Raw genomic sequence first — 24,486 nt, forward strand, 5'->3', positions numbered from 1 at the left:
TATGGACAGAAAATTAGTGCTACTATTTAGTATTTCTTGTTTATTTGGCTGTACTGTCGGCCCTAATTATCAACGGCCGGACATTAAAATTCAGGAGAAATGGCCAACAAATAAGGCAGAGATAAAAACTTCCAGTAGTGCCCCTATCAATTTAACCTGGTGGAAGTCATTTCGCGACCCCTTACTTGACCGATATATTAACGAGGCGGCTACTAATAATCTTGATATAAAAATAGCAGAGGCTCGTATCCTTCAAGCCCGCGCAATGAAGCAAATGTCTATAGCCAATTTTTACCCTCAGATAAATGGTTCGGCAATAGCTAATTCTTTGCAAATCAGTAAGGGTACATTGGAGGGTATTTTTGCAAGCTCTCCAACATACACTCTTATTGATAGAAATCAATGGATATATAATTTAGGTTTTGATGCGCAATGGGAGTTGGATTTATTTGGTAAAACAAGAAGAAAGGTTGAGGCAAGTAAGGCAAGCCTGGATGAATCTTATGAATCTCGCCGTACCATTTTATTATCCACGATAGCTGAAATCGCTAGAAGTTATATAGAATTGCGAGGCGCTCAACAATTGTATGGCATTGCGCAAAAAAATGTGGAGTTGCAAAGAAAAACGCTAACCCTTGTCCGTCAACGCTATAAGGCAGGAGTTAGCAGTGAAGTGGATGTTTCTTTGGCAGAGGGCCAGTTAAAAAATACAGAATCTGTTTTACCTAATTATATTGCTCAAATACAGGTGAACGCTTATCAAATTGCCGTTATGCTGGGTAAAGATCCACAAGCGATTCTCAAAGATATTGCAAAAATTCAATCTTTACCCAAACCACCCAAAAAAGTACCTATGGGATTACGTTCGGATATTCTGCGTCAACGCCCGGATATAAGAGCGACAGAGAGGCAATTAGCGTCCGCCGTTGCTGAAATTGGTGTTGCAGTTGCTGATTTTTTCCCGCAATTCAATCTTTCAATTACCAATCTTGCTTTTCAGAGCACCTCACTTGATACCTTATTTCAATCCAGCAGCGGGTTTTGGCTCATGGGTCCCCAAGTCAGCTTACCTATATTTCATGGTGGCCAGATTAGAGCTAATGTTGAGAGTAAGAAGGCGGCTGCTCAGCAAGCAGCAATCCAATACAAAAAAGTTATCCTCCAGGCATTACAAGATGTTCAAAGTGCTCTTGTCCGTTATAGCCAATCGCTTGATACAAGCAATAGTTTGCGCGCTGCCATTATTGCTAATAAGAGGGCAGTGCAATTTGCTAAGAAACGATTTCAATATGGTGAGGATGATTATTTATCACTATTGCAATCAGAGGCTGCTCTTCTGAACGCTGAGACTCAAGAAGTCAATTCAGAGGTTTCTTCATTGACTGCATTGATTAGTCTATATAAAGCGCTTGGCGGAGGTTGGGAAAACTTTGAGGCTTAAAGTAGGCTTTAAACATCTACGTATGCTCTAAAATCAGGAACGTTATCAATAAATTAATGTAATAAGTTATGGATAAGGCAGGCCATTATCTTGAATCGTTCGGGCTGAGGAGGCATTTATGCCGTCTCGAAGCCTTGTATGGAATTTAATGTTTCTTGCCAAGGCTTCGAGACGATGTTTATGTATCTCCTCAGCCCAAACGGACCCTAGATACTGACAGCTTCTTATATAATCCTTATCCATTACGTTAAATTAGCAAAAATCAGACAAGTAGCTTGAAAACGTAGAAATGGCTATAGAACGATTTACGTTTACTACCATGAAAATATCTCTTACAAAGGTGTTAGAAACCTATTCATATCGGGTTGTTGGTTTAAACGGTACTGATAAACAATATAAAAAGCCATGACATTTTTTAGATAGTTTCTTGTTTCTTGCCAGGGCAGTGTTTCAATCCAGATATCTATTTCTTTGGGAGGATGATTTTTAAGCCAATAGACTACTTGTCTGGGACCCGCATTATAAGCGGCGGCAACAAGAACAGGGTGGTTACTGAAGCGCTTGGTCAAGTGTTGTAAGTAAGCAATCCCTATATTGATATTCTTTTGGGATAAAAACAATTGCCTATGATCCGAATACGGTATTTTGCTGGTTTTGGAAATGGCGCTGGCTGTTTGTGGCATGACTTGCATTAGCCCTTTAGCCCCGGCAGACGATACTACATCTTCTCTAAAACCACTTTCCTGGCGAATAATAGCATATACAAGCTCGGGTGGTATGGCGTATTTTGACGCATATACTTTTATTGTGTCTTTGTAGGCCAATGGAAATCTTAATGCTAATTGATTATTGAGGGTGTCATTATTGCTTAAGTAGACTGATTTTCCGTGCCATTTTAGTTCGGTAGCTATCCAATAGACCAGAGCGCTTGCTTCATTTTTGGGTAATTCACTAATGAAGTCATTTAATAATCTTGATGCCTGCAGTAGCTGTTTGGAGTTGTAGAGATTTTTAACTTGCTCTATGACAGGTTGATAGGGTTTGAGAATCTCTTTGTTGGTAGTGGGTTTTTCATTATCAAAGCTGGGTCTTTTTTTCAGGCGTTTGCTGGCTAGAAAACCATAATAATGTCTGTTTTTAGCTAGTGGCTCATAAATTTTAATTGCCTCTGCTTTTTTCCCTTGTTCTTCTAGGGAGCGGGCCAACCAATATTGCCAACAAGGCATCTCTTTATTTGGGGCGTTGTTAATTAATTTCTCAACTTGTTTCCAGTTTTTATTTTTCAGAGCAAAGCGTATTTGCCAATCGACTAACACATCGGTGTAGTATTCAGGTTTGATTTTGGCAAACCACTCTTGCGCATCGGCATGATTCCTCATAGCCTTGTATAAAGCCAAATGGGCAAGAAAAGCTTGTCTTTGCCGCTCATTTAACATGATTTTGGTTTTTTTCTCTTGCCACAATTTCAGCGCTTTATCCATGTTGATGGATACTAATCTTTTTAATCCATAAAGATAGAAATAATCGTTCAATTTGCCAGGGTTCAATCTGGAAATATTGGAAGGATTCTCATAAACACTGGTTAAATTTTTTATTTCTGTATCGTGAGGTGTTTTATATTGTTTTAACAGGTAACGAGCCAGATGAACATTACGGTTGTCCAGTGCCAGTGTTATACGTTGCGTAATGAATTTTTGATCAAAGCTATCCTGCTTTAACAGTAATGCAAATAGGGTATTGCATGCTTGGGGTCTTGATTCTCCTGTTAACCAGATTGGAATAGAGCCTGCTATAGCCTCCTTATATGATCCTAAATTAAATTTGGCAATTTGCGCAAAGCATCTGAGGTTTATGTCATTGGTGGGTTGATAGTACTTATTATAATTTTCCCAATCCTTTATCCTGGCCAGTTCATATAACCATTTGTCACGCAATTTATTAGCTAGGGGGGTGTTTTCTTTTACAAATTCCAAAAATTCTGGCGATGGGTTAATAGGAAGCTGTTCATACCATGCAAGATAGCGATTAAACCTGTCCATGTAAGCTTGTCCAGATAAAGCAAACAAGTTGAAAGAACAGAGAAGCCCACATAAAAAAATTAATAATCTTTTCATAATTCCTCTTAATAAGGCTTGAGGGCAATTATTTGGCACTTTTAAATGCTTGCTAATTGTTCACGCATATGTTTAATGGTTTCACTATAGTTACTGCTATTGAATATAGCAGAACCTGCAACAAATTGGTTAGCTCCGGCATGTGCTAATGAAGCAATATTTTGAGGTGTGACCCCTCCATCCACACAAAGATCGAGATTTGGATACTGTTGCCGAATTTTGGAGAGCTTGGGTATAACTTCAGGTATAAGTTTTTGACCTCCAAATCCTGGGTTCACTGTCATTACCAAAACAAACTTTAGATTATGGGCACACCAGGTTAGTATGTCGATTGGCGTAGCTGGATTGAACACTAAACCAGCTTCACACCCAAGGCTATTGATTAACTGCAAACTCCTGTCTAAATGAATAGTAGCGTCTGGATGAATACTAATACGCTTCGCACCTGCTTTGGCAAATGCTTCGATTAGTGCATCAACTGGTGTGGTCATCAAATGTACATCAATGGGCAAACTTGGAAATTTCTTGCTTAAAGCGTCACAGAAAGCGGGGCCAAAGGTCAGGTTTGGTACATAATGGTTATCCATGACATCAAAATGAATAAAATCGGCGCCGGCCTTCATAACAGCATCTACTTCCTCTCCTAAACGGGTCATATCGGCTGACAGCAAAGAGGGTAAAATTTGGAATGTCATGATTCTGGTAATTCGATGGTTTGCTTCTACATATAATAAGCCGACTTTGGTAAACATTCCAGCATTACAATTTGGATTCCTATTAAGTTTTATTGTTTTAATACTGGACTTGAGTTTGACTTAATAAAGTTCAGGAAGACTCCATACTCTCTCTCATTTGAGAGAGAGTATGGCAAAGAAGGCTTGATGCTTCGAACTATAGAGTTTAAAGATTCAATTAATTGTCTAATTTCAAATAAAATCGTCTGATTAAATAATCAATTGATAATTTTCCTGGGCCGGTACATAAAAGCATTAAAATCATGATTCCCCATTGCATGTGATCGATAAGGCCAACTGCACCTTCTGGTGTCCATAAAAATTGATAAGAGAAAACGGCAAATAAGTTAAATAGAAAAAGTCCAAATAAAACAAGTCTGGATCCAATCCCTAATGTAATCAATACAGGGAAGCCCAGTTCACAAGCTGTTCCCAGATAAGCGGCAAGAGTAGGCGACATGACAGGGACCATGTATTCGTTTTGGAATAAAGAAAGAGTGGCTTGCCAATTACTGATTTTGGTTAAGCCAGATAAAAAGAAGACTTGTGCCAGATAAAGGCGGGTTATAAGGATAAAAATTGGGGCAAGGAAATCAAAAATTTTATCAGCCAATAGATAGGTTTTTGCTATAAGTGTTTTCATATAGCCTCCAGTGAAAAATGATTAATCCATTGATAACGAAGAGCCTTAGTTAGAATGTCACCAATTTTTTCTTCGTTAATCCATTTACTTAATTCTGTTACCACTTTTTGCCATGGTCTCTGGTTTCCAGAGGATAAATGTTCCAGAAAAAGATATTCCTCCTCACTAATTAGCATAATACAAGGTAAATCATTATGCTGATAAATAACAACTTTTTCAGGGGAACCTGATATTTGTATTTGCTTATCCTGCTGAAAATAGTTCATAGCCCAAATTTGGTAAATAGGGTATTGAGAATCAAGTATTTTTAAATTGGGAGTCAGATGAAAACATAAAGCTTGAAAACTAATCTCGTCTAGGCAAGCAAAAGATTCAAAATCAAAAGATTTGGCCGGTGAGGCAAGTTTTAATGTGTGCCAGTGCCATTCAATAAAGCATAATTCTTGTAAATAAGGCAGTTCTTTAGCTGGTTCAAAATTCGCAATAAATTGAGTAAGGCTATCACCGTATTGATTGATGTCGTATTGAGTAGATTCGTAATGATTGATATAGCGATGCAATAAAGCATACCAGAATGCATCTCCTACCAAACGCATACAGAGAGGAAAAGTTGATTTTAAATGATTGAATAAAGTAGCATGGTGGCTTTCCATGTAGACACTAATGCCATCAAAATTAGAAAGAACGAGCCTGTTGTTTAAGGAGTTTGATAGTGGCTCCTCTCTGAATTGTGCTATCCATTCCTTTTGAATTGTTTCAAGCAGAGTATTACGCATAATGATTGATACTCCTCTCTGCCACACGTTTTATTATCGTTTTTGCTTTACACATTTCCTCATACAGGAGTGAAAAATCCGGTAAGTCATTATCCCACTCGATAACTGTTGGTGTGTTTATAAAGAGATTTTGAGCCTTTTCATAAAGTTGCCAAACGTCTTGGTATACTTTATCACTATGGCTATCCAGCAAATATCCCTCTTGTTTTGAAAATCCCCCCAGATGCATCTGCCAAACGTTTTTGGTATTCATCGAATGAAGATACTTATCCGGGTCATCACCATGGTTATACCAATTCACGTACAAATTATTAACATCCAATAAGATGCCACAACCTGTAGCAGCGCTTAACTCATTGAGAAACTCGGCTTCAGTTAATGTGTTTTGCCGATAAGTAACGTACCTTGATACGTTTTCATACATTATTGGCTGGTTTAGATAGCCCTGAACGCGGTTTGTTTTTTCAATAATGAATGAGAGCGTTTCTTCAGTATAGGGAAATGGTATCAATTCATGGGTAAAAAATTGATTGGCATGGGTCCAGCATAAATGGTCTGATATTAGTTTGGAGTTTAAACAATGAGCCAAATCTTTTATTTGTTGCAAATATCGATAATCAGGTTCAGCGGATGTGGCGATAGATAAACCAACACTGTGTAAACTCAATGGATAAAATTCTGCAATCTTGAGCAATTGTTTAAAGTGGGTTCCCGATTGTTTCATATAATTATCAGCCAGGACTTCAAAATAATCGACTGAGGGATGCTCCTTTAAAATATCGTCGATATGCTCAAGCCGCAATCCAATGCCTGAACATCCAGAAAAAGGCGCGGCTTGATCGATAGAATGCTTTGGATACATTCTAATTAGCTTTTAACTGTGCCGTTAACAAGCTTTTCACAAGTGCCTTTGGGTAGATAAATCCAGTCAGTTGCCGAACCATCTGTTTTGGATTGGCCAGCACAGGCATGTTGAGCTGTACCACAATCATTTTTTCCAGCTTTGGCTACACCTTGGCATTTTTCCATATCATTTGGAGTATCTGCATTAGCAGGTATGGTAGCCATTGAAAGTCCAGCAGCCATCACGGCAGCCATTGTTATTTTAGAAATATTATTCATGATACCTATCCTTTGTTATGTGTGATTAATCCATATGTTATTAAATAAACCTCTTGCCTAACCTGGCTCTTTCATTGCATTGCTGCATTGCAAACATTTTTGCGAAGCTCATTAACTGCGCGCAAATTTAGCCTCTTAAAACGTTTTTTTCTTGCCCTAAAAAACAAGCAGGTTAGGCAAGAGGTCTAATAAAATAACGTAGTTAGTATAGTACCATTTTTGGATTTGTGACAGGACATCAATTCATTTATCAAAGATAGAAAAACTTTTAACATGGTTTTTTTATTCCAAATAGGATAGAAAACATTTCTTGCATCTTTGCCTTATACTTAAATAAATTACAGAAAAGGGAAGAGGAGTATTTTATTATGGCAAAGGATACCAAAATGATTAATCTTGCTTTACAAGGAGGTGGTGCTCACGGTGCTCTTGCCTGGGGTATTATTGACAGACTTCTTGAAGATGGTCGTATTAATTTTGATGCCATTTCTGCAACGAGTGCTGGTGCTATGAACGCTGCCGTACTTGCCTATGGATTTGCAACGGGTGGAAAGGAGGGGGCTCGAGAAGCTCTGTATCAATTTTGGAAAATGGTGAGCGATGCCGGGCAGATATACAACCCGCTTAAAAAAACTCCTTTGGAAGAACTATTGGGCATAGGGATTGAAAATTCAATGTCCTTTTTTATGTTTGATTTAATGACCAAAATTCTCTCTCCCTATCAATTTAATCCCTTAAATTTTAACCCACTTAAGGAAATATTAGAGAAAATTGTGGATTTTGAAAAAATTAAATCCTGTAAAAGCATTAAAATATTCATCTCAGCTACTAATGTTCGCACAGGTAAAATTAATGTATTTGATAATAAAAAAATTTCTGCCGATGCGGTTATGGCATCTGCTTGCCTGCCTTTCATGTTTCAGGCAGTAAATATTGGTGAGGATTATTTTTGGGATGGTGGTTATATGGGAAATCCAGCTATTTTCCCTCTGATTTATAATTCCGAGTGCAGAGATATTTTAATTCTTCATATTAATCCTATTTATCGAGAGCATGTCCCTGACACGGCAGCTGAAATTCTAAACCGAGTGAATGAGATCAGTTTTAATTCTTCATTAATGCGCGAAATGCGGGCAATTGCTTTCGTCACTAAATTGATAGACAGCGGTTGGATTAAAGAAGAGTATAAAAATAATCTTAAAAAACTTTATATGCATGCCATTCGCGCGGATGTATCAATGGAGTCTGCCTCTGTAGCGAGTAAACTTAATCCTGAGTGGTCGTTCATTAGCCATCTTTATGAGGAAGGACGCCAAAAGGGAGACGAATGGCTGAAGAGTAATTTTAAACATCTTGGGAAAATGACCAGTATTGATTTGGATGAATATTTATAAGTTTATTATAAGAATGATAGTTCATAACATAATTTGTAATTTGCAGCTATAATTAAATCCAAAGTTATTAGAAATACAAAGATATTTTAAAAACTTTCTTGAAAGGGATTTTGATATGCAGCAAGAAGATCAGGCACCGATACATCAAAACAATCGTTCGTTTTCAAGAAACACGGCGAGGTGTTTAGACACCTTTATGGACGCCATTGACTTTCTTGCCCGGATTGGATGGCCTGTCATTGATTTGGCATTTCGCATATGGATAGCCCAGCAATTGTTAGTTTCTGCAATACTTCTAACTAATCACTGGGATACCGCTGTCTATTTAGCTAAAAATGAATATCCGGTTCCATGGCTATCTCCTGAATGGGAAGCTTTGTTAGGTATATTGGCCCAGTTTGTTGGGGGGATTTCCCTTCTTTTGGGTTTGTTTACTCGATGCGGGGCAGCAGTTATCGTTGGATTCGCAGTCATGACGCAAATCTATTACCAGCCTATCGATCTTAATTTGCTTTGGATTGCATTAATGTTGGGTTATGTGTTGCGAGGCCCAGGCCCACTTTCTCTTGATAATTTGTTTGAGCATGGGTTTAGTCGCAGTCCTTTGCCGTTTGCCATGTTGATTGTGACATTTGTAGATAAAACGAGAGAGTTTTTTTCAAGCTTGTATTTATTTTCTTTACGCATATGGTTAATGATTTCACTTTTACTCATTAATCAAAGCATACAACTCATTTCTTCTGATAAGGTACCGCTATTGATCTCATGGTTGCCGTTAAATTCAGCTTCGATCGTTTTTAACCATGTTTCACTATTCCTGGCCATCTTTTTGGGGCTTGGCTTAGCAACTCGAGTTGTTGCAATTTTTGGATTAATTGTTGTTCTATTTAGTTTTACGCCTGGAGTAACCGGTTTTTATTTATACTGGATGATGGTGATGGCTATTTTATTTGTTTCAGGCCCTGGAATCTTGTCATTGGATCATTTGATTTTTAATGCTTTGAAGAAACGTTATCCCCAGCTTTCTGGAAAACCGGCATTTAGTCTGGATGGTTTACCTCGAGTGGTCATTATAGGTGCAGGTTTTGGAGGGATTGCTTGTGCTAAGGCACTACGCCATCTGCCAGTAAAGATCACCTTGATTGATAGACATAACTATCATCTTTTCCAACCTTTTTTATACCAGATAGCCACGGGAAGTTTATCGCCAGCTGATATCGCTATTTCGATTCGCTCTATATTTTTAGAGCAATTTAATGCGGAAATATTATTGGGTAATGTGACAGATATTAATAAAGAGGAGCGTTTTGTCATAGCTGATAATTTTACAATTCCATACGATTATCTGGTGATAGCGACAGGAGCAACGCACAGTTATTTTGGGAAAGATAATTGGGCTCCTTATGCTCCAGGATTAAAAACAATTAATGATGGAACTTCTGTTCGTAGCCGTATAATAAAGTCGTTTGAACTGGCTGAGATCGCTCAAAGTGATGAAGAACGTAAGCAATTTTTAAATTTTGTCATTGTCGGTGCGGGACCTACTGGAGTTGAACTGGCAGGCGCCATAGCCGAACTTGCCCGATTTGGGATAGTAAAAGAGTTCCGCCATTTTGATCCGGCGTCAGCTAATATTATCCTGGTTCAGGCAGCACCGCGGATTTTACCTGCTTTTTCAGAACAGATATCACAAAAAGCACAACGCTATTTGGAAAGTATGGGGGTCAAAGTTTTAGTGAATAGCATGGTTGAGCAAATTGATAGTGATGGCGTGATTATCAATAAGGAAAGAATTTACTCAAAATCAGTTTTTTGGGCGGCCGGGGTTGCTGCTTCTCCTGCATCCAAATGGCTTCAAGTCGAAGCTGATCCTGCGGGTCGTGTGAAAGTAAATGATGATCTCACAGTAGCTGGTTACTCCAATATTTTTGTCATTGGAGATACAGCTGCTTCGAATGCCTGGAATGGTAAGCCGGTGCCTGGTATTGCCCCTGCTGCAAAACAAGGTGGTGCTTATGTAGCTAAAGTCATATCGAAAAGAGTTTATAATAACAATTCAAGATATAAACCGTTTAAATACATTCATTACGGTAGTTTGGCTACAGTGGGTCGTAAAGCGGCTGTTGCAGAATTTGATCGTTTTAAAATCAGTGGGGAATTGGCGTGGTGGTTTTGGGGAGGTGTCCATGTCTTTTTCCTAGTTGGTTCTCGAAATCGTTTAAGTGTGATTTTAAATTGGCTTTGGTCTTATTACACTTTTCGCGCCAATAATTTGCTGATTACCGATGATTCATTGAATAAAAAAAACAAATCCGGGACGAGCGAGGTTTAGGGCTAATTGAATATAATAAGGAAATACAAAGGGAGTGATTAATGGACAAGTATCTTTCAGCAAATTCTCTAGAAGGTGTTATCGATAATGAATTTAATATGCCAGCTCCACGATGGTTAAATACTTACCCGGCTGGTCCATATCGATTTATTAATCGTGAATTTTTTATTATTGCCTATGAAACTGATCCAGACCTTTTGCAAGCTATACTGCCTCCTGATATGGAGTTATTAGAGCCGGTAGTCAAATTTGAATTTATACGTATGCCTGATTCAACAGGGTTTGGTGATTACACCGAGTCAGGGCAGGTGGTTCCTGTGAGATATAAAGGAGAAGAGGGTGGATTTACCATTTCAATGTTTCTTGATTGCCACGCCCCAATTGCTGGTGGTCGGGAAATATGGGGTTTTCCAAAGAAGCTGGCCAAACCCAAATTGTTTGTTGAAGAAGATACGCTGATTGGTATTCTTAGGTATGGAAGTATTGATATTGCTATAGCAACTATGGGATATAAACATCGTCCGCTGGATGCAGAAAAGGTATTGGAGGCCGTTAAAAAGCCTGTATTTTTGCTTAAAAACATTCCTAATGTAGATGGGACTCCTTTAGTGAATCAGTTGACCAAAACTTATTTGACTGATGTTACAGTGAAAGGAGCATGGACCGGACCAGGCAGCTTGGAGCTTCATCCTCATGCGCTGGCCCCTATCTCTAATCTTTATATTAAAAAAATTGTATCCGTTTCACATTTTATTACTGATTTGACTTTACCGTATGGAGAAGTTGTTGCAGATTATTTGGCCTAAAATAAAAAGGGACTCCTAAAAATGGCGGGAAAATCATATGAACAAACGCCCGATACAAAACACGGCTGTCATTGCAGCTGCTTTGGGAGCTGCTCTTGCCTCTATATACGTCTATACTGATTGGCTTTCATTAGATGAAATCACAGTAAAAAGAGAGCGTTGTTATAATGTGGCAAGAGCGGGGAAAAATGATTGTGCTACCTCCCAACATTCTTGCGCCGCACAATCAACCGCAGATCGTGATCCCGAAGCATTTATCATGTTGCCTAAAGGGTTATGTGAACGCATAGTGGGGGGAAGGAGTGGATAGTTACTCTAAGCTACCTCTTCGCATCAGGAAAGAGATAGAAGCCCAACAATACACTGGCGAATTATTGGTTGCCGGTGTGCAGTTGGGTGTCATTGTATTATTAAGCATTATTAATTTTTTTTCTTCGGCTGGCTATTCGCCTGGCGCCCCGGTGCAATCTTCATCCCTGGGTTTGTGGCTATTTGCTATTTTGGTATTGTTAAGACTGTGGTTTGTCTATACTAATCAATTAAAGCCAATATTCTTGGGATTTTTTATAGTTGTCGAAATGGCTTTGTTATTATTTATTATTTGGACTTATTATTTGCAGTTTGAAACCACACCTACCATTAATCTTAAAAATCCGCATATTAACTATGTTTATATTTTAATTGCTTTGCGTGCGCTTCGATTTGAGCCAGTATGGGTAATTCTCTCTGGCCTCACTGCAGCTCTTGGCTGGGGAATTATTGCCTGGCAAACTTTATCCAGTTCAGGTATGAATGTTATTACATGGGATTATGTGACATTTGCGTCAACTCGAAGTGTCTATTTGGGAGCTGTATTTGATGTCATATTGTCCGTTTTACTGGTTACTACCATCATTGCCTTGGTATTGACGCGTGCAAAGCATACTCTTTTTCAAGCGGTAGAACAGACCAGTGCTGCAAAAGATCTATCACGTTTTTTTGACACAAGTGTGGTCGAAAAGATAACAACATCAGAAAAGTCATTGCAAGCTGGATATGGTGAGCTTCGTCAGGCTGCAATTATGTTCATTGATATGCGAGGATTTACCAAAGCGTCAGTGAAACTGTCTCCCAGTGAACTAATTGGATTGTTAGCGGAATACCAACGTTTACTGGTTCCGATTATTCAAAAGAATAATGGCAGTATTGATAAGTTCATGGGAGATGGTATTTTGGCAAGTTTTGGCGCTGTGACCCCTTCCAATACTTATGCGGCAGATGCATTAAAGACTGTGGATGAGATTGTAGGAGCAGTAGACGTATGGAGTGAAAATCGCCGTAAAAAAAAACAAATAGTGGTTGGTGTAGGAATCGGTCTTGCCTCAGGTGAACTAGTAGTTGGTGTCATTGGTTATGAAAATCGTTTGGAATACACTGTAATTGGAGAAGCTGCCAATTTGGCTGCGAAGCTTGAAAAACATAATAAAGAAGAAAAAACCCAGGCTTTGACTACCCGGGATACATTTTTAGAAGCGGTGAAGCAAGGTTATGAGAACAAGATACCTAAAAAGGAATTGGATGCAAGGAATGTAGGTGGTGTGGGAGAACCATTGGATTTAGTGGTTTTGGCAAAATAACCTGTATTGATCTTCACCCTCATTCAGGGCAATTGTTAGTGTGAGTCAAATGATAATTAGAATTAATAAAAGAATCTTCCAATAATTCATTTCTTAGTAAAAATTGTAATGCAGTGAGCAAATCAAAATCGGGATTATTTTCCAGAGTATTTTCGTAGGCAAGCCCAAGTGAGGCCCCTGCTTTTATATGGCATAAGAAATGAAATAGGTCTTGAGTAATCCAATGAGTCATTGTTTGATTTTTTTGACGGGATATCACAGCATAGCTTGGTATTTGTTGAAAATCGATGGAATCTGTTTCCAGGGGATTTTCTATCAGCGTAAAAATATTTTTTAAGTAATAAGGGGATGAATATAAAAATACAGAAGGATTAAATATCAACGTTAATTTTTCTACTCGATCATTTAGGTGGTTTTGCAGTTTTTGAGGATTAATAGCAAGATAATCCCGTGAGCAATAGCTTAAATGCTTCAACCATTCTATTTCTGCGATATTTTTCAAATAAAGAAGATGACTAACGGTTGGGTTACTTTTTAAAAACAGAGGAAATTTTGCACCCCAATCATCCAAACAATTGGTTGTAGGCAAATTATTTCTATCCTGGATAAAGCGTAATGCCAAACCATCCGCACATTCTTTTCCAACCAATTTCCAAATGGCTGGGAAAGTAATTTCCAGGGAATGGCGTAGATTTTGCAAAATGGTATTACGATAAATGTCAAAACGGAATGTATTAGTAATCTCATTATGGGAAAAGTACTCAAAAATGGCAGTATCTTGTTGATTTAATACTGCATTCAGAAAAAATTCCTGTATTTGTTTAATTGTAGGCATAACAGGTAGATTTCCTGGCTTCATTTAATAAAATATCTAACGTGGGGATTTCTGTATCCCATTCTAACAAAGTGGGAACAATACCTGTGTAATTTATTGTATATCGGTATAAATCCCACACTTCGGGACACACATAATTATTGTGTGTGTCTATCCGCAAGAAATTCATATTATCCTGATAGGCAATAGAATGGCCTGCTAGATGAATCTCTTGTACCGCCTCATGTGGAATTTTTTGGATATATTGATAAGGATCCCGATTGTGATTTGAACAGGAAACATAGATATTATTTATATCCAATAAGAGCTTAGCATCAGTCCGCTTGATTATTTCTGCTAAAAAATCAGGCTCTGAATACGATGAAGTCTGATATTCCAAATAAGAAGCGGGATTTTCAATTAATAAGGTTCTCTTTAAACAATTTTGTACTTTATCGATGTTATTGCTAATAATGGTCAAACTTTCCTCATTATAGGGAATAGGTAATAAATCGGGTAAATAAGTATTTGCTATGGTACTCCAGGACAAATGATCGGAAAGTAAAACAGGTTGAAAGCGGTCGATGAGAGTTTTAATTCGATTTAAATGTGTTGTACAGACTCCCTCCGCAGACCCTAAAGATAATCCGACTCCATGAAAGCTAAGTGGATAATGTTGACTTATAGAAAATAGAATCTCTAATAAGTCCCCACCCTCGAGCAGGAAGTTTTCCGTGTGTACTTCCAGCCAATCAATATCAGGCTTTTCTTCTAATATCTGGGCATAATGTGGCGCTCTGAGGCCAATGCCTATCATAGCGCCATTTATGATTTTATGCATGATGTTTCTTCATCTTAAATTGGTATGATCTTGCTCTATAACGCATTAATGTACTCTTGAGAAGTTTTGAACGCAATGGTCTTGGCAAAAGCTATTTTTAATAGGTATTTTAAATCACAAATGTTTTTTAATTCAGTGTAAAAATTAACCGCAATATTGAGTATTTAGTCACTTTATGAGATAATATTTTTTTATTTCGCAACTTGCAATTTTAAAAATTGCCTCCATGTTGTAGAAGTAATAACAGTCTTGCTCATGTTTTTAGGGAGTGTCTTATGAGTCAAAATTGGCCTACCAGAGATAAAGATTTGCAAACGGCGCGAGTCATAATGGAAGAGTATGCTAATGAACGTGATAGTGATTCATTAGGTCTTTTCGAGATTGTCGTTGATCAAAATGAAAAACGCATGAATTTCCGTTTATCTGGTTGGGTAGTTATTTTGGCAAAACATTTTACTTCTTTATATGGGGTTAGTCAGGGTGATTACGTTACCAGGCAAGTGATTAGCCGCTGCATTACTCAGGGTCAGACTCTGCATTAAAAGTTAGAGATCAGACCCCTACCTCGAACGGCTGTATTTGGTTCAGGTTCGATGATACTTAAACATAAGGGTACTAACCTATTACGCATTAAAATGTTCATTCAGCTATTGATGAATGATTAAGAGCAATTTTTTCGGTAATTGCCAAACATTTAACTCTTAAAAGTTCATCATGTATTTATTGTAATTTTCCTTGTATTTATCAGAACGCTGGTATTCTATCAATGCGTCATTTAGCGATTTGAGTAATTCAGCGTTTTCCCGATTGACTGCAATGCCCAAACCATAACCAACCAGCATGGGACTACCAGTCACCAGAAGCCTCCCGGACGAATTGGCAGACCAGTATAAAGCAGCAGGATTATCCATCAGAACAAAATCAATTTCATTTGTACTCAAGGCTTCCAGCATTTCTTCAGTTCTGTCAAATTCTACTATCACAGGGTCTATTATCCCCATTCTTCTAATTTCCTGGCTAAAGACAGTATTTTCTTCTACACCGATTCGTTTACCTTTTAAGAGCATTAAATTAAACGGTTCATGAGTATTGTGTATCTTATTTGTAAGAAACCTGGAGTAACTCAATAAATAGGGCATACTGAAATTAACCAGGCTAGCACGTTCTGAAGTAATAGACATGGCGCTGATTGCTACATCAATTTGTTTGTTAATCAGAGCAGGAATTAATTGTCTGAATCTCATGACTCGAAAATTACACTGGCGTTTCATTATCTTACACAGCTCTGTCATGGTCGCGATATCATAACCAAAGAGCTCATTATTGGTTCCTTGCATGACAAAGGGGGGGTAAAAGCCTCCTACACCTACTATTAAAGGTAAAGGCTCATCTTGGGCATGGAGAGGTGAAACCAGAAAAAAGAAAGAAAGCAATAATCCCTGAATAAATTTCATTGGCATCTTCACTAAAATATTATTAGAGTCCTTTATAAGAGTATAACGCTAAATAGGAGTTTTAAAGTATTAAATGTAAAATTAATTGATTAATCCTATGATATGGTTAGGTTTTTATATTAAGAATAGTATATTTTATGTCTCCACAAAGTGATATTGAAACATTGATTTCTACAAAATCCTGGATAATTGAAAAATACGTTACTCCTTTGCAACATCCATTGAGAGAAAGTGCGGAAAAATTGATACTGGTAAGTGACTATGCTTGCAGACAAATTAAATTATTGGCTTCTCTTTTGGAATGCGATTCCTGTCGTTCCTTATGGCCGCGAGAAAACTATTTTTATGCAATTCAGCAAATAAGTCTGGAATTATCCCAAGCCCAGTATATGCAGGAATTGCGACGGTTTCGTCATACCCATTTTTTGCGCTTGTTATTACTTGAAATAGCTGGTTTGGCTTCTACTGAAGAGGTTATGCAATCTTGGTCTGATCTGGCAGATTCTATAATCTTACGTACTTTAAAATATATTGGATTTTCCTTGTTGAGTCGTTACGGGGTACCCAGAAACAGTGAGGGTAGAGAGATGCAATTGTATGCTCTCGCCATGGGAAAACTTGGGGGAAGAGAACTTAATTATTCGTCTGATATTGATTTGATTTTTGCTTACAATGAAGTGGGTAGCACTGATGGTGAGGAGCAGATTGCTAATCAGCATTATTTTAGCAAGATGGTGCAAACATTTGTTCATTTATTACAGAGTGTAACGTCTGATGGTTTTGTATTTAGAGTGGATTTAAGATTACGACCTAATGGAGATAGTGGTCCTTTGGTTTCCAGTTTCGCAGCCATGGAAACCTATTACCAGGAACAGGGACGTGATTGGGAACGTTATGCTATGGTTAAAGCACGAGTTGTTGCTGAATCTTTGAATGAATCATTTCCATGGTTTGATCGTTTAATCATCCCATTTGTTTACAGGAGGTATGTGGACTTTGGTGTGATAGAGTCCTTGCGAGGGATGAAGGCAATGATCGAGCGCGAGGTGCAGCTTAACCCCCTATTGAATGATATTAAACGGGGACGGGGCGGTATTAGGGAGATAGAGTTTATTATTCAGAATATACAATTAATTCGCGGAGGCAGATTACCTCAGTTGCAAGTTCAAAATGCCATGTTAGCGTTGGCCGTGATAAAAAAGGAAAAATTACTACCTAGGTGCGATGCTTTAAAACAAGCGTATCTTTTTTTGAGAAAATTGGAAAATATTCTACAGAGCCTGAATGATCAACAAACTCATTCTATACCTGAAGATAAGTTAAAAAAAATACAGATAGTTTATGCCATGGGATTTACTGATTGGGAGCAATTTTTCAATAAATTACAACAATATCAACGCATTGTTAGCAATTTCTTTCATTCCATTCTTGGTAAGGTCGATGATTATGAGGACGAAAAGAGACTATTGAGTAATCAATTATTTAGCCTTTGGCAGGGTCATGTTGAAAGTAATATGGCAGTGAATTTATTGATTAGTCTAGGCTATGAAAATGCACAACATTGTTACCAAATGCTCCATGCTTTTCGACATGGACCACGTTGCAGAAGATTACCACAGGGAGCTCGAATTCGCCTGGATCGTTTTATGGTTTTATTACTTACAGAATTGACTTATTGCCCTAAAACGGATGAGGTTTTATTACAAGTAATTCATTTGCTTGAAAATATTGTGGGGCGCAGCGCTTACCTTGCTTTACTCACTGAAAACCCTTATGCGCTAAGAGAATTATTATTTTGGTTTGTGAATAGTCCTTTTATTTCTTCACTGTTTGTTAGCCAACCTTTTTTGTTGGAAATCCTGTTGGATCAGGAAAAAGATTGGCATCCTGATTCATTGTCTCAACTGGAACAAACAATAATTGAAAAATTAGAGCATACTAATGATGTAGAATTGCATGAGGAAATCCTGCGCCAGTTTAAATTGACGAATTGGATGGTGGCTGCCAGAGCGGAATTATATGGATTATGTGACGCTGTGCGCATAGGGAAATTTCTGTCTGATGTGGCACAAGTCATTGTCAATCAAGTTTTAATTATTGCAAGCAAACAGCTAAGTGGCCGTCATCCTGAAATGGTTCAAATTCAATCACTGTTTGCCATTATTGCTTATGGAAAACTGGGCAGTCGAGAAATGAGTTATTCTTCTGATCTCGATTTGGTTTTTTTACATTCTGCCAAACCATCTGAAGAAGCATTAGTTACCCGATTAACGCAAAAAATATTGCATATGCTGACTACTCGTACTCAAATGGGAGTTTTGTACCATGTTGATACGCGTTTAAGACCTTCTGGAGCAGCTGGCTTGTTAGTCAGTCATGTTGATGCTTTTGTTGAGTATCAAAAAACACAGGCTTGGACATGGGAGCATCAAGCTTTGTTAAAGGCAAGGATATTATCGGGAAATTCGAAAATAAAAAATAAGTTTTCCCAACTAAAAAAGTCAGTCTTGTTGCTAGAGAGAGATAGTAAATTATTGCAGCAGGATGTATTAACCATGCGAGCTAAAATCGATCAATTTCAAGAGTCAGATGAAGTAAAACTTGCTCGGGGTGGATTATTGGATCTGGAGTTTTTGGTTCAATTTCTTATATTGAATCTCGGGGATCCCAAGTTTTCAAGTTATACCAATACCTTAAGTCAACTTAAACATTTGTTTTTATCGAATGTATTAACGAAATCTCAATTCATAACTTTAAAGAAAGCGTATCAGTATTTTCATTATTTGATGCATCAGAAAATTGTACAACCCGATGTTATTAATGATGACGAAATGCAAAACTCAGTGTCTTCAGTTTGCAAAGATCTTTATCAGTATTAGATTGTTTTTTGACAACTCAACCCTGAAAATGAATCCTAATATCATTTAAGATCATTCATAGGCTTATGGGTGATATGCTTTGGCACATGGTAATCCATTTTACTTTCAGTTACTCTGTAATTTTTAGGGAATTTTTTTACTATTATGCAAGCTAATTATTATGATACGTATCAAAAAACAGGAGTTTTCAGTGATGAATTTTTCGGACAGTTTTTAAGAACTCTTGGTAAATGTTATGTGCAGTGTGCTGATGTTGGTGAATGTTATACAACCTTGTCCAAAATAACTGATAAAGACGGTGAAAGTTGGTATAAGGCATGGCATGAAATGGCTAATATACTTAAGACCAAAGCCAATATCAGTTGGGAGGCTAATCACTTTTTAACGGCAGCATACACTTACCTGCGTGCTGCGGAATATTACCGTGCAAGCGAGTTTTTTTTACGAGCCAATCCTGATGATCCGCGCGTGATTCCTTGTTTTGATCAATTGCAATTTTGTTTTGAACGAGCAATGTCTCGCTTGCATCCTGCATCTCAAAAAGTATCGATACCTTATGATGATCAAATATTGGGTGGTTATTTATTTTTCAGCGATCTATCTCCTAAAGCAACTTTGATAGTACCAGGAGGATACGATAGTACTTTTGAAGAAAATTATGCTCTCGTTCCTGCTTCACTTTTACATGGATATCATATTTTGATTTTTGATGGTCCGGGACAAGGACATGCTTTGCGTCGGCAAAAGCTGTATATGAGAGCAGATTTCGAACATGTTGTCTCCCAGGTTTTAGACTGGCTAGATGAGCAAAATGGACTAGAGACATCCAATTATGTACTCATTGGCAGGAGTTTTGGCGGTTATCTTGCACCAAGGGCGGCCTGTAGTGAAAAACGATTGGCCGCATTAATTTGTGATCCAGGGCAAATGGATATTGCAGGCTCATTGAATAGAATGTTACCTCCAAACCTCATGATGTTATTAAAAGAAGGAAGAGCTGAAGAACTTAATGCCTGCTTTTATCAATTGTTCTTGGAAAATCCAATGAAAGAATTTTATTTCAAATCAAGAATGTATACACACGGTTTGACTTCTTCTTTTGATTATTTGCAGGCATTATCCGCCTACACTTTTGTCGATAGGGTGCAAGAGATCACCTGTCCCACACTGGTCTGCGATAATCCCAGCGACAGGATATCCAACCGTGGGAATACACTATATGAAGCTTTGCGTTGTGAAAAAACCTATGTGATGTTTGAAGCCAAATTGGGGGCAGGTATGCATTGTGAAGCAGATGCCAATGGCCAGTTTCAACAAGTTATTTTTGATTGGCTGGATGAGAGATTTACCAATTAGCGGATATCCCAATCGTTATTGTTTTGCTGATAGGATGACTAATACTGATGACAAAAGGATAAGAGGTATGAGAATAGGGATTGCAATCCTGGTTGTATTAGTTTGTTGCACATTGCAGAGTTGTAAAAAAGAAAAATCACCGTATCAAACGACAAGCTATGTTGAGTCTCAGTTATTTATTGTATCAAGCCCGGATGGTGGATATATAAAAGAATGGTATGCTAATGAAGGTCAATTACTGCATAAAGAGGATAAAATTGTAACCCTTGATGGGATAAATTCAATCAAAGCGCCCGCAGATGCTGTTGTGACCGAGCGTTATTACTTAAAGGATGAATACGTACCTCCTAATTTCCCCATTGCAAGTCTCTCCTTGCCCTCTCAAATGAAAATCCTGTTTTATGTTCCCGAAAGCCATTTGGATAAAATTAAATTAGGTAAAAAAGTTCAAATTTTGCTTAATGAAAAAAAATATTCGGGCAAAATTAGCTTTATATCCAATCAGGCTGAATATACTCCGGATGCTGTTTTTAGTGACAAAAATCGTTATAAATTAGTATACAAAGTCAAGGCGGATCTATCTCATGGATTAAGGGATTTATTAAAAATAGGTCAGCCTGTGGAAGTCAATTATGAGTAGATGGAACTCAAAGCAAATCATTATCGATGTGTTCGGATTAGCTAAATCATTTAATGGCATCAACGCAGTAGTGAACTTGAATTTACAAATCCAGGAAGGAACAATTTTTGGTTTTTTAGGGCCCAACGGCAGTGGCAAAACGACCAGTTTACGATTATTAAGTGGATTAGTGGTTCCTGATAAAGGCCAAGGTAAATGTCTTAATCTGGATTTAAAGACTCAAACCAAGTTGATCCAGGCTCAAATTGGTTATATGCCACAGAATTTTTGCCTTTATCAAAATCTGACTGTTTATGAAAATCTGGACTTTATCGCAAGAATATATCAATTAAAAAACAGGAAAGAGAGACTGAAGGAAATCATTGAATTGCTGGCGTTAAGTGACAACCAAAAGCGGATTACTGCTACTTTATCAGGAGGTTGGAAGCAACGGGTCGCTTTGGCCGCTGCTTTGTTGCATAAGCCCCGTATACTTTTGTTAGATGAGCCAACTTCAGGCATTGATCCCCAATCACGTTTGTTAATTTGGGAGCATATACAAAGTATAGTGTCCAAAGGAGTGACGGTTTTACTCAGTACACAACATATGGATGAGGCAGAAAGATGCCATCAATTGGTTTATATGTCTGCGGGAGAAATCATAGCCCGTGGATCGGTTATTGAAATTATTCAATCGACAGGCATACACTCCTGGAGTGTTAAAGGTGAGAATTTCTCCAGAATAAAGGACATGTTAGTAAATAACCCCGCAATTCAAATGATTGAAAAGGGTAATGAAATGCGTATCAGTTCAATAGTTGATGATATACATCAACTATTGGATCCTTTCGTGTTGAAACATTATGAAATCAAAAAAACAGAGACTACTTTAGAAGACGCTTTCATTTATAAAATCATGAAAGAAGGGAATCCAAAGTGAAGAATCATTTTTCAATGCAGCGTCTGTGGGCTATTATCCGCAAAGAATTCATATTAATGAAACGTGATCCTGCTACTATCGTGATTATGGCTATCTTGCCTTTGATTTTAGTCTGTATTGCCGGATATGCCATAAATACCTATCCCCAAAAAGTTCCTACAGTGCTAATCAATTTTGATAATACTGATGTAACGCGTGAACTGATTCGAGAGATACAAAATACAGGGTATTTTTCATTTGTGGCTTCAACGAACGATTCAGAGTCAGCCCATCATTTCTTGAAGACAGGAAAGGCGATCTTAGTATTGACTATTCCTGCGAATTTTACTAAAGCACTTCGCCGAAACCAAAAACCGGCTCTTTTATTGGAGGACGGCAGTATTGATGCTCTTGCTTCAGGTAGGGCTATCATTGCCTTAGCGGGATTGAAATCATCGTTTTTAGAGAAAATTGGTCAAAAGGGTATCAATATTCCTCTGCAGAGGCCTGATTTTCAAATCATAAACCACCGATTATACGATCCGGATCGTGTGACTCAATTTTATGTGGTTCCCGGGATGATAGGTTTAGTGCTCATGTTAACGATGTTGCTGATAACTGTAGTTGTAGCATTTAGAGACGTTCAGGGCGGTACGATTGAATATTTATTAGCCTCACCGACTCGCCCATCAGAAATTTTATTAGGAGAAATTCTTTCCTATATTATCATCGGTTATTTACAATTAAGTTTTGGTCTTATCCTGTCTTACTATTTATTCCACGTTCCATTCGTTGGTACCCCTCTTCTTTTATATTTATGCACCTTACCTTATATTATGGCGGAATTATCGTTGGGTTTAACTATAGCCACTTTTTGTACATCCCAGTTTGAAGCGGCGCAAGTGATCAATGTTTTCATTGCTTTCTCTATTTTGTTAACCGGATTTACTTTTCCGATATTTGGAATGCCTGAATGGGCACAATATTTAGGATTATTTTTGCCATTGACGCATTTTTTTAAAATTATGTTTGGCATTATGTTAAAAGGAAACAGTTTTGGTGAAATTTGGGCTAATTTATGGCCACTACTAGCGTATTGCTTTGCAATGATTGTTTTGGCAACATGGCGATTTAAGAGGCATTTTGTGCGATAGAAGATACATCGAGAATCATATTGGCAAATGCTTGATTCATAATCCAAGCCGCGACCGTGAGGAAGCGGACTTTTCAGACATAAAAAATTTTAATTTAATGCAATTTCCTCAGATTAAAGAGGCATATAAATCATAATCGTCGCTGTCAGTGATAACAACCTCAGCGAAAGATCCTACAGTAATCCCGGATGTTTTAGGCAAATAAACCAGACCATCGATTTCAGGAGCATCGCTTTTACTGCGGGCTATGATTTGATCGTCGTTTATCTCATCAATTAAAACGGTTTGAGTACTGCCAATTTTATTTTTTAATTTATTACGGCTGATTTCTGCTTGTACTTGCATAAAACGATGATAACGTTCTTCTTTAATGTCTTCAGAAACAGGATTATCCAAATCATTTGCTTTGGCTCCTTCAACAGGGGAGTATTTGAAACAGCCGACTCTGTCTAATTGTGCTTCCTTAAGAAAGGCTAACAACTCGGAAAACTCCTCTTCGGTTTCACCAGGAAAACCTACAATGAATGTGGAGCGTAAGGTAATATCAGGGCAAATTTCTCTCCATGAAGCAATCCGCAATAAGGTATTTTCACTACTGGCAGGTCTTTTCATAGCTTTTAATATGCGTGAATTGGCATGTTGCAATGGTATATCCAGGTAAGGCAAAATCAGGCCATCGCGCATTAGAGGGACAATATCATCAACATGGGGGTAGGGATAGACATAATGGAGTCTCACCCAAATTCCTAATTCCCCTAATTGTTCGCATAGATCGTAAAAACGAGTATTGACTGTTTTTCCCTGCCATTCGACCTGCTGATAACGTGTATCTACGCCATAAGCACTGGTATCTTGCGAGATAACCAGTAATTCTTTCACTCCAGCTTGTTTTAATTTTTTAGCTTCAGTAAGAATTTGAGTCATTGGATAACTTTGCAATTTTCCTCTCATCGTAGGGATAATACAAAAGGTGCATTTTTGGTTGCATCCTTCTGATATTTTTAAATAAGCATAATGCCGAGGTGTCAGTTTTATTCCCTGTGGGGGAATCAATTGTGTAAATGGGTCTGCAGGAGGAGGAAGGTGTTGGTGTACCGCATTGACTACTTCTTCGTAGGCATGAGCGCCACTGATGTGCAGGACATCAGGACAGGCATTTTTAATTACATCCGCTTTTGCTCCCAAACATCCTGTAACGATCACTCGCCCATTTTCAGCCATAGCCTCTTGAATGGTGTCCAGGGATTCCTGAACAGCACTGTCAATGAAGCCGCAAGTATTAATTACGACGACTCCGGCATCCTGATAAGTAGATACCAGCTCATAGCCTTGTGCTTTCAGCTGAGTAATAATTCGTTCTGAATCCACTAATGCTTTGGGGCATCCTAAACTCACAAATCCTACTTTATGACTCATAAATCTCTATCTGTAAAAAAAATGAACTAATTATACTGCTTAATCGTTTGAGTGTC

At 38.0% G+C, this 24,486-nt stretch carries 22 protein-coding genes; 12 read left to right on the top strand and 10 right to left on the bottom strand.

Features of this window, described 5'->3' with window-relative positions; all coding sequences use genetic code 11:
- The first annotated feature begins 1 nt into the window (after position 1).
- On the top strand, positions 2-1,441 hold the full coding sequence (locus OQJ02_RS03345) for an efflux transporter outer membrane subunit (protein ID WP_265717861.1): 1,440 nt from the start codon (positions 2-4) through the stop codon (positions 1,439-1,441).
- Positions 1,442-1,773: 332 nt separating this feature from the next.
- On the opposite strand, the gene OQJ02_RS03350 is transcribed toward OQJ02_RS03345, so the two are convergent.
- From OQJ02_RS03350 to OQJ02_RS03375, 6 genes are all read right to left on the bottom strand, one after another.
- Positions 1,774-3,555: a transglycosylase SLT domain-containing protein gene (locus OQJ02_RS03350; protein WP_265717862.1), complete on the bottom strand. Its 1,782-nt coding sequence runs from the start codon at positions 3,553-3,555 to the stop codon at positions 1,774-1,776.
- 41 nt (positions 3,556-3,596) lie between these two features.
- Positions 3,597-4,250, bottom strand: a complete 654-nt coding sequence (gene rpe, locus OQJ02_RS03355; RefSeq protein WP_265719791.1) for a ribulose-phosphate 3-epimerase — start codon at positions 4,248-4,250, stop codon at positions 3,597-3,599.
- 217 nt (positions 4,251-4,467) lie between these two features.
- A complete protein-coding gene (locus OQJ02_RS03360) occupies positions 4,468-4,932 on the bottom strand; it encodes a DoxX family protein (RefSeq protein WP_265717863.1) in 465 nt (154 codons plus the stop codon).
- Positions 4,929-5,708, bottom strand: coding sequence for a putative DNA-binding domain-containing protein (locus tag OQJ02_RS03365; RefSeq protein WP_265717864.1), 780 nt, complete (start codon positions 5,706-5,708; stop codon positions 4,929-4,931). Before OQJ02_RS03365 ends, OQJ02_RS03360 begins: the two co-directional genes overlap by 4 nt.
- Complete coding sequence (locus OQJ02_RS03370) at positions 5,701-6,570, bottom strand: DUF692 domain-containing protein (RefSeq protein WP_265717865.1); 870 nt, start codon at positions 6,568-6,570, stop codon at positions 5,701-5,703. The genes OQJ02_RS03365 and OQJ02_RS03370 overlap by 8 nt, the downstream gene beginning before the upstream one ends.
- A 5-nt stretch (positions 6,571-6,575) precedes the next feature.
- On the bottom strand, positions 6,576-6,830 hold the full coding sequence (locus tag OQJ02_RS03375; protein WP_265717866.1) for a DUF2282 domain-containing protein: 255 nt from the start codon (positions 6,828-6,830) through the stop codon (positions 6,576-6,578).
- A 368-nt stretch (positions 6,831-7,198) separates the two neighbouring features.
- Between OQJ02_RS03375 and OQJ02_RS03380 the strand changes: the two genes are divergently transcribed.
- The 5 genes from OQJ02_RS03380 (at position 7,199) to OQJ02_RS03400 (ending at position 12,978) form a co-directional block, all read left to right on the top strand.
- Positions 7,199-8,224 (top strand): patatin-like phospholipase family protein, encoded by a 1,026-nt coding sequence (locus OQJ02_RS03380; protein WP_265717867.1) that lies wholly within the window; start codon positions 7,199-7,201, stop codon positions 8,222-8,224.
- 115 nt (positions 8,225-8,339) lie between these two features.
- Positions 8,340-10,556, top strand: coding sequence for an FAD-dependent oxidoreductase (locus OQJ02_RS03385; protein ID WP_265717868.1), 2,217 nt, complete (start codon positions 8,340-8,342; stop codon positions 10,554-10,556).
- Between the two features lie 41 nt (positions 10,557-10,597).
- Positions 10,598-11,362 carry an acetoacetate decarboxylase gene (locus tag OQJ02_RS03390; protein ID WP_265717869.1) on the top strand — a complete coding sequence of 255 codons (765 nt, stop codon included), beginning with the start codon at positions 10,598-10,600 and terminating at the stop codon, positions 11,360-11,362.
- Between the two features lie 37 nt (positions 11,363-11,399).
- On the top strand, positions 11,400-11,672 hold the full coding sequence (locus OQJ02_RS03395) for a DUF2282 domain-containing protein (RefSeq protein WP_265717870.1): 273 nt from the start codon (positions 11,400-11,402) through the stop codon (positions 11,670-11,672).
- Positions 11,665-12,978 carry an adenylate/guanylate cyclase domain-containing protein gene (locus tag OQJ02_RS03400; RefSeq protein WP_265717871.1) on the top strand — a complete coding sequence of 438 codons (1,314 nt, stop codon included), beginning with the start codon at positions 11,665-11,667 and terminating at the stop codon, positions 12,976-12,978. Before OQJ02_RS03395 ends, OQJ02_RS03400 begins: the two co-directional genes overlap by 8 nt.
- A gap of 19 nt (positions 12,979-12,997) precedes the next feature.
- On the opposite strand, the gene OQJ02_RS03405 is transcribed toward OQJ02_RS03400, so the two are convergent.
- Both OQJ02_RS03405 and OQJ02_RS03410 read right to left on the bottom strand, forming a co-directional pair.
- Positions 12,998-13,813, bottom strand: a complete 816-nt coding sequence (locus OQJ02_RS03405) for a DNA-binding domain-containing protein (protein WP_265717872.1) — start codon at positions 13,811-13,813, stop codon at positions 12,998-13,000.
- Positions 13,800-14,633, bottom strand: coding sequence for a DUF692 domain-containing protein (locus tag OQJ02_RS03410; protein WP_265717873.1), 834 nt, complete (start codon positions 14,631-14,633; stop codon positions 13,800-13,802). Before OQJ02_RS03410 ends, OQJ02_RS03405 begins: the two co-directional genes overlap by 14 nt.
- Positions 14,634-14,908: 275 nt before the next feature.
- Here OQJ02_RS03410 and OQJ02_RS03415 point away from each other — a divergent pair, with 275 nt between their 5' ends.
- On the top strand, positions 14,909-15,175 hold the full coding sequence (locus tag OQJ02_RS03415) for a hypothetical protein (RefSeq protein ID WP_010946414.1): 267 nt from the start codon (positions 14,909-14,911) through the stop codon (positions 15,173-15,175).
- Between the two features lie 159 nt (positions 15,176-15,334).
- Here the strand turns inward: OQJ02_RS03415 and OQJ02_RS03420 are convergent, their stop codons facing one another.
- Entirely contained in the window at positions 15,335-16,087 is a 753-nt protein-coding gene (locus OQJ02_RS03420) for a transporter substrate-binding domain-containing protein (protein ID WP_265717874.1), read from the bottom strand.
- A gap of 137 nt (positions 16,088-16,224) precedes the next feature.
- Here OQJ02_RS03420 and glnE point away from each other — a divergent pair, with 137 nt between their 5' ends.
- The 5 genes from glnE to OQJ02_RS03445 all read left to right on the top strand — a co-directional run bounded on the left by glnE (position 16,225) and on the right by OQJ02_RS03445 (position 23,014).
- Complete coding sequence (gene glnE / locus OQJ02_RS03425; RefSeq protein WP_265717875.1) at positions 16,225-18,966, top strand: bifunctional [glutamate--ammonia ligase]-adenylyl-L-tyrosine phosphorylase/[glutamate--ammonia-ligase] adenylyltransferase; 2,742 nt, start codon at positions 16,225-16,227, stop codon at positions 18,964-18,966.
- Positions 18,967-19,110: 144 nt separating this feature from the next.
- The gene (locus tag OQJ02_RS03430; protein WP_265717876.1) at positions 19,111-20,322 is read left to right on the top strand and encodes an alpha/beta hydrolase family protein; all 1,212 of its coding nucleotides are present in this window, start codon (positions 19,111-19,113) and stop codon (positions 20,320-20,322) included.
- Positions 20,267-20,962, top strand: a complete 696-nt coding sequence (locus tag OQJ02_RS03435; RefSeq protein ID WP_265717877.1) for an HlyD family secretion protein — start codon at positions 20,267-20,269, stop codon at positions 20,960-20,962. The genes OQJ02_RS03430 and OQJ02_RS03435 overlap by 56 nt, the downstream gene beginning before the upstream one ends.
- The gene (locus OQJ02_RS03440) at positions 20,955-21,881 is read left to right on the top strand and encodes an ABC transporter ATP-binding protein (protein ID WP_265717878.1); all 927 of its coding nucleotides are present in this window, start codon (positions 20,955-20,957) and stop codon (positions 21,879-21,881) included. The genes OQJ02_RS03435 and OQJ02_RS03440 overlap by 8 nt, the downstream gene beginning before the upstream one ends.
- The gene (locus tag OQJ02_RS03445; RefSeq protein ID WP_265717879.1) at positions 21,878-23,014 is read left to right on the top strand and encodes an ABC transporter permease; all 1,137 of its coding nucleotides are present in this window, start codon (positions 21,878-21,880) and stop codon (positions 23,012-23,014) included. The genes OQJ02_RS03440 and OQJ02_RS03445 overlap by 4 nt, the downstream gene beginning before the upstream one ends.
- A 108-nt stretch (positions 23,015-23,122) precedes the next feature.
- Here OQJ02_RS03445 and rimO read toward each other — a convergent pair whose 3' ends face one another.
- The gene (gene rimO, locus OQJ02_RS03450; protein ID WP_265717880.1) at positions 23,123-24,430 is read right to left on the bottom strand and encodes a 30S ribosomal protein S12 methylthiotransferase RimO; all 1,308 of its coding nucleotides are present in this window, start codon (positions 24,428-24,430) and stop codon (positions 23,123-23,125) included.
- Positions 24,431-24,486: the final 56 nt, after the last annotated feature.

The sequence above is a fragment of the Legionella sp. PATHC032 genome, from assembly GCF_026191185.1.
Taxonomy (GTDB): domain Bacteria; phylum Pseudomonadota; class Gammaproteobacteria; order Legionellales; family Legionellaceae; genus Legionella.

Coding starts and splice junctions, on each gene's coding strand:
- OQJ02_RS03345 (WP_265717861.1), top strand. CDS start 2: ATGGACAGAAAATTAGTGCTACTATTTAGTATTTCTTGTTTATTTGGC.
- OQJ02_RS03350 (WP_265717862.1), bottom strand. CDS start 3,555: ATGAAAAGATTATTAATTTTTTTATGTGGGCTTCTCTGTTCTTTCAAC.
- rpe (WP_265719791.1), bottom strand. CDS start 4,250: ATGACATTCCAAATTTTACCCTCTTTGCTGTCAGCCGATATGACCCGT.
- OQJ02_RS03360 (WP_265717863.1), bottom strand. CDS start 4,932: ATGAAAACACTTATAGCAAAAACCTATCTATTGGCTGATAAAATTTTT.
- OQJ02_RS03365 (WP_265717864.1), bottom strand. CDS start 5,708: ATGCGTAATACTCTGCTTGAAACAATTCAAAAGGAATGGATAGCACAA.
- OQJ02_RS03370 (WP_265717865.1), bottom strand. CDS start 6,570: ATGTATCCAAAGCATTCTATCGATCAAGCCGCGCCTTTTTCTGGATGT.
- OQJ02_RS03375 (WP_265717866.1), bottom strand. CDS start 6,830: ATGAATAATATTTCTAAAATAACAATGGCTGCCGTGATGGCTGCTGGA.
- OQJ02_RS03380 (WP_265717867.1), top strand. CDS start 7,199: ATGGCAAAGGATACCAAAATGATTAATCTTGCTTTACAAGGAGGTGGT.
- OQJ02_RS03385 (WP_265717868.1), top strand. CDS start 8,340: ATGCAGCAAGAAGATCAGGCACCGATACATCAAAACAATCGTTCGTTT.
- OQJ02_RS03390 (WP_265717869.1), top strand. CDS start 10,598: ATGGACAAGTATCTTTCAGCAAATTCTCTAGAAGGTGTTATCGATAAT.
- OQJ02_RS03395 (WP_265717870.1), top strand. CDS start 11,400: ATGAACAAACGCCCGATACAAAACACGGCTGTCATTGCAGCTGCTTTG.
- OQJ02_RS03405 (WP_265717872.1), bottom strand. CDS start 13,813: ATGCCTACAATTAAACAAATACAGGAATTTTTTCTGAATGCAGTATTA.
- OQJ02_RS03410 (WP_265717873.1), bottom strand. CDS start 14,633: ATGCATAAAATCATAAATGGCGCTATGATAGGCATTGGCCTCAGAGCG.
- OQJ02_RS03415 (WP_010946414.1), top strand. CDS start 14,909: ATGAGTCAAAATTGGCCTACCAGAGATAAAGATTTGCAAACGGCGCGA.
- OQJ02_RS03420 (WP_265717874.1), bottom strand. CDS start 16,087: ATGAAATTTATTCAGGGATTATTGCTTTCTTTCTTTTTTCTGGTTTCA.
- glnE (WP_265717875.1), top strand. CDS start 16,225: ATGTCTCCACAAAGTGATATTGAAACATTGATTTCTACAAAATCCTGG.
- OQJ02_RS03430 (WP_265717876.1), top strand. CDS start 19,111: ATGCAAGCTAATTATTATGATACGTATCAAAAAACAGGAGTTTTCAGT.
- OQJ02_RS03435 (WP_265717877.1), top strand. CDS start 20,267: ATGGCCAGTTTCAACAAGTTATTTTTGATTGGCTGGATGAGAGATTTA.
- OQJ02_RS03440 (WP_265717878.1), top strand. CDS start 20,955: ATGAGTAGATGGAACTCAAAGCAAATCATTATCGATGTGTTCGGATTA.
- rimO (WP_265717880.1), bottom strand. CDS start 24,430: ATGAGTCATAAAGTAGGATTTGTGAGTTTAGGATGCCCCAAAGCATTA.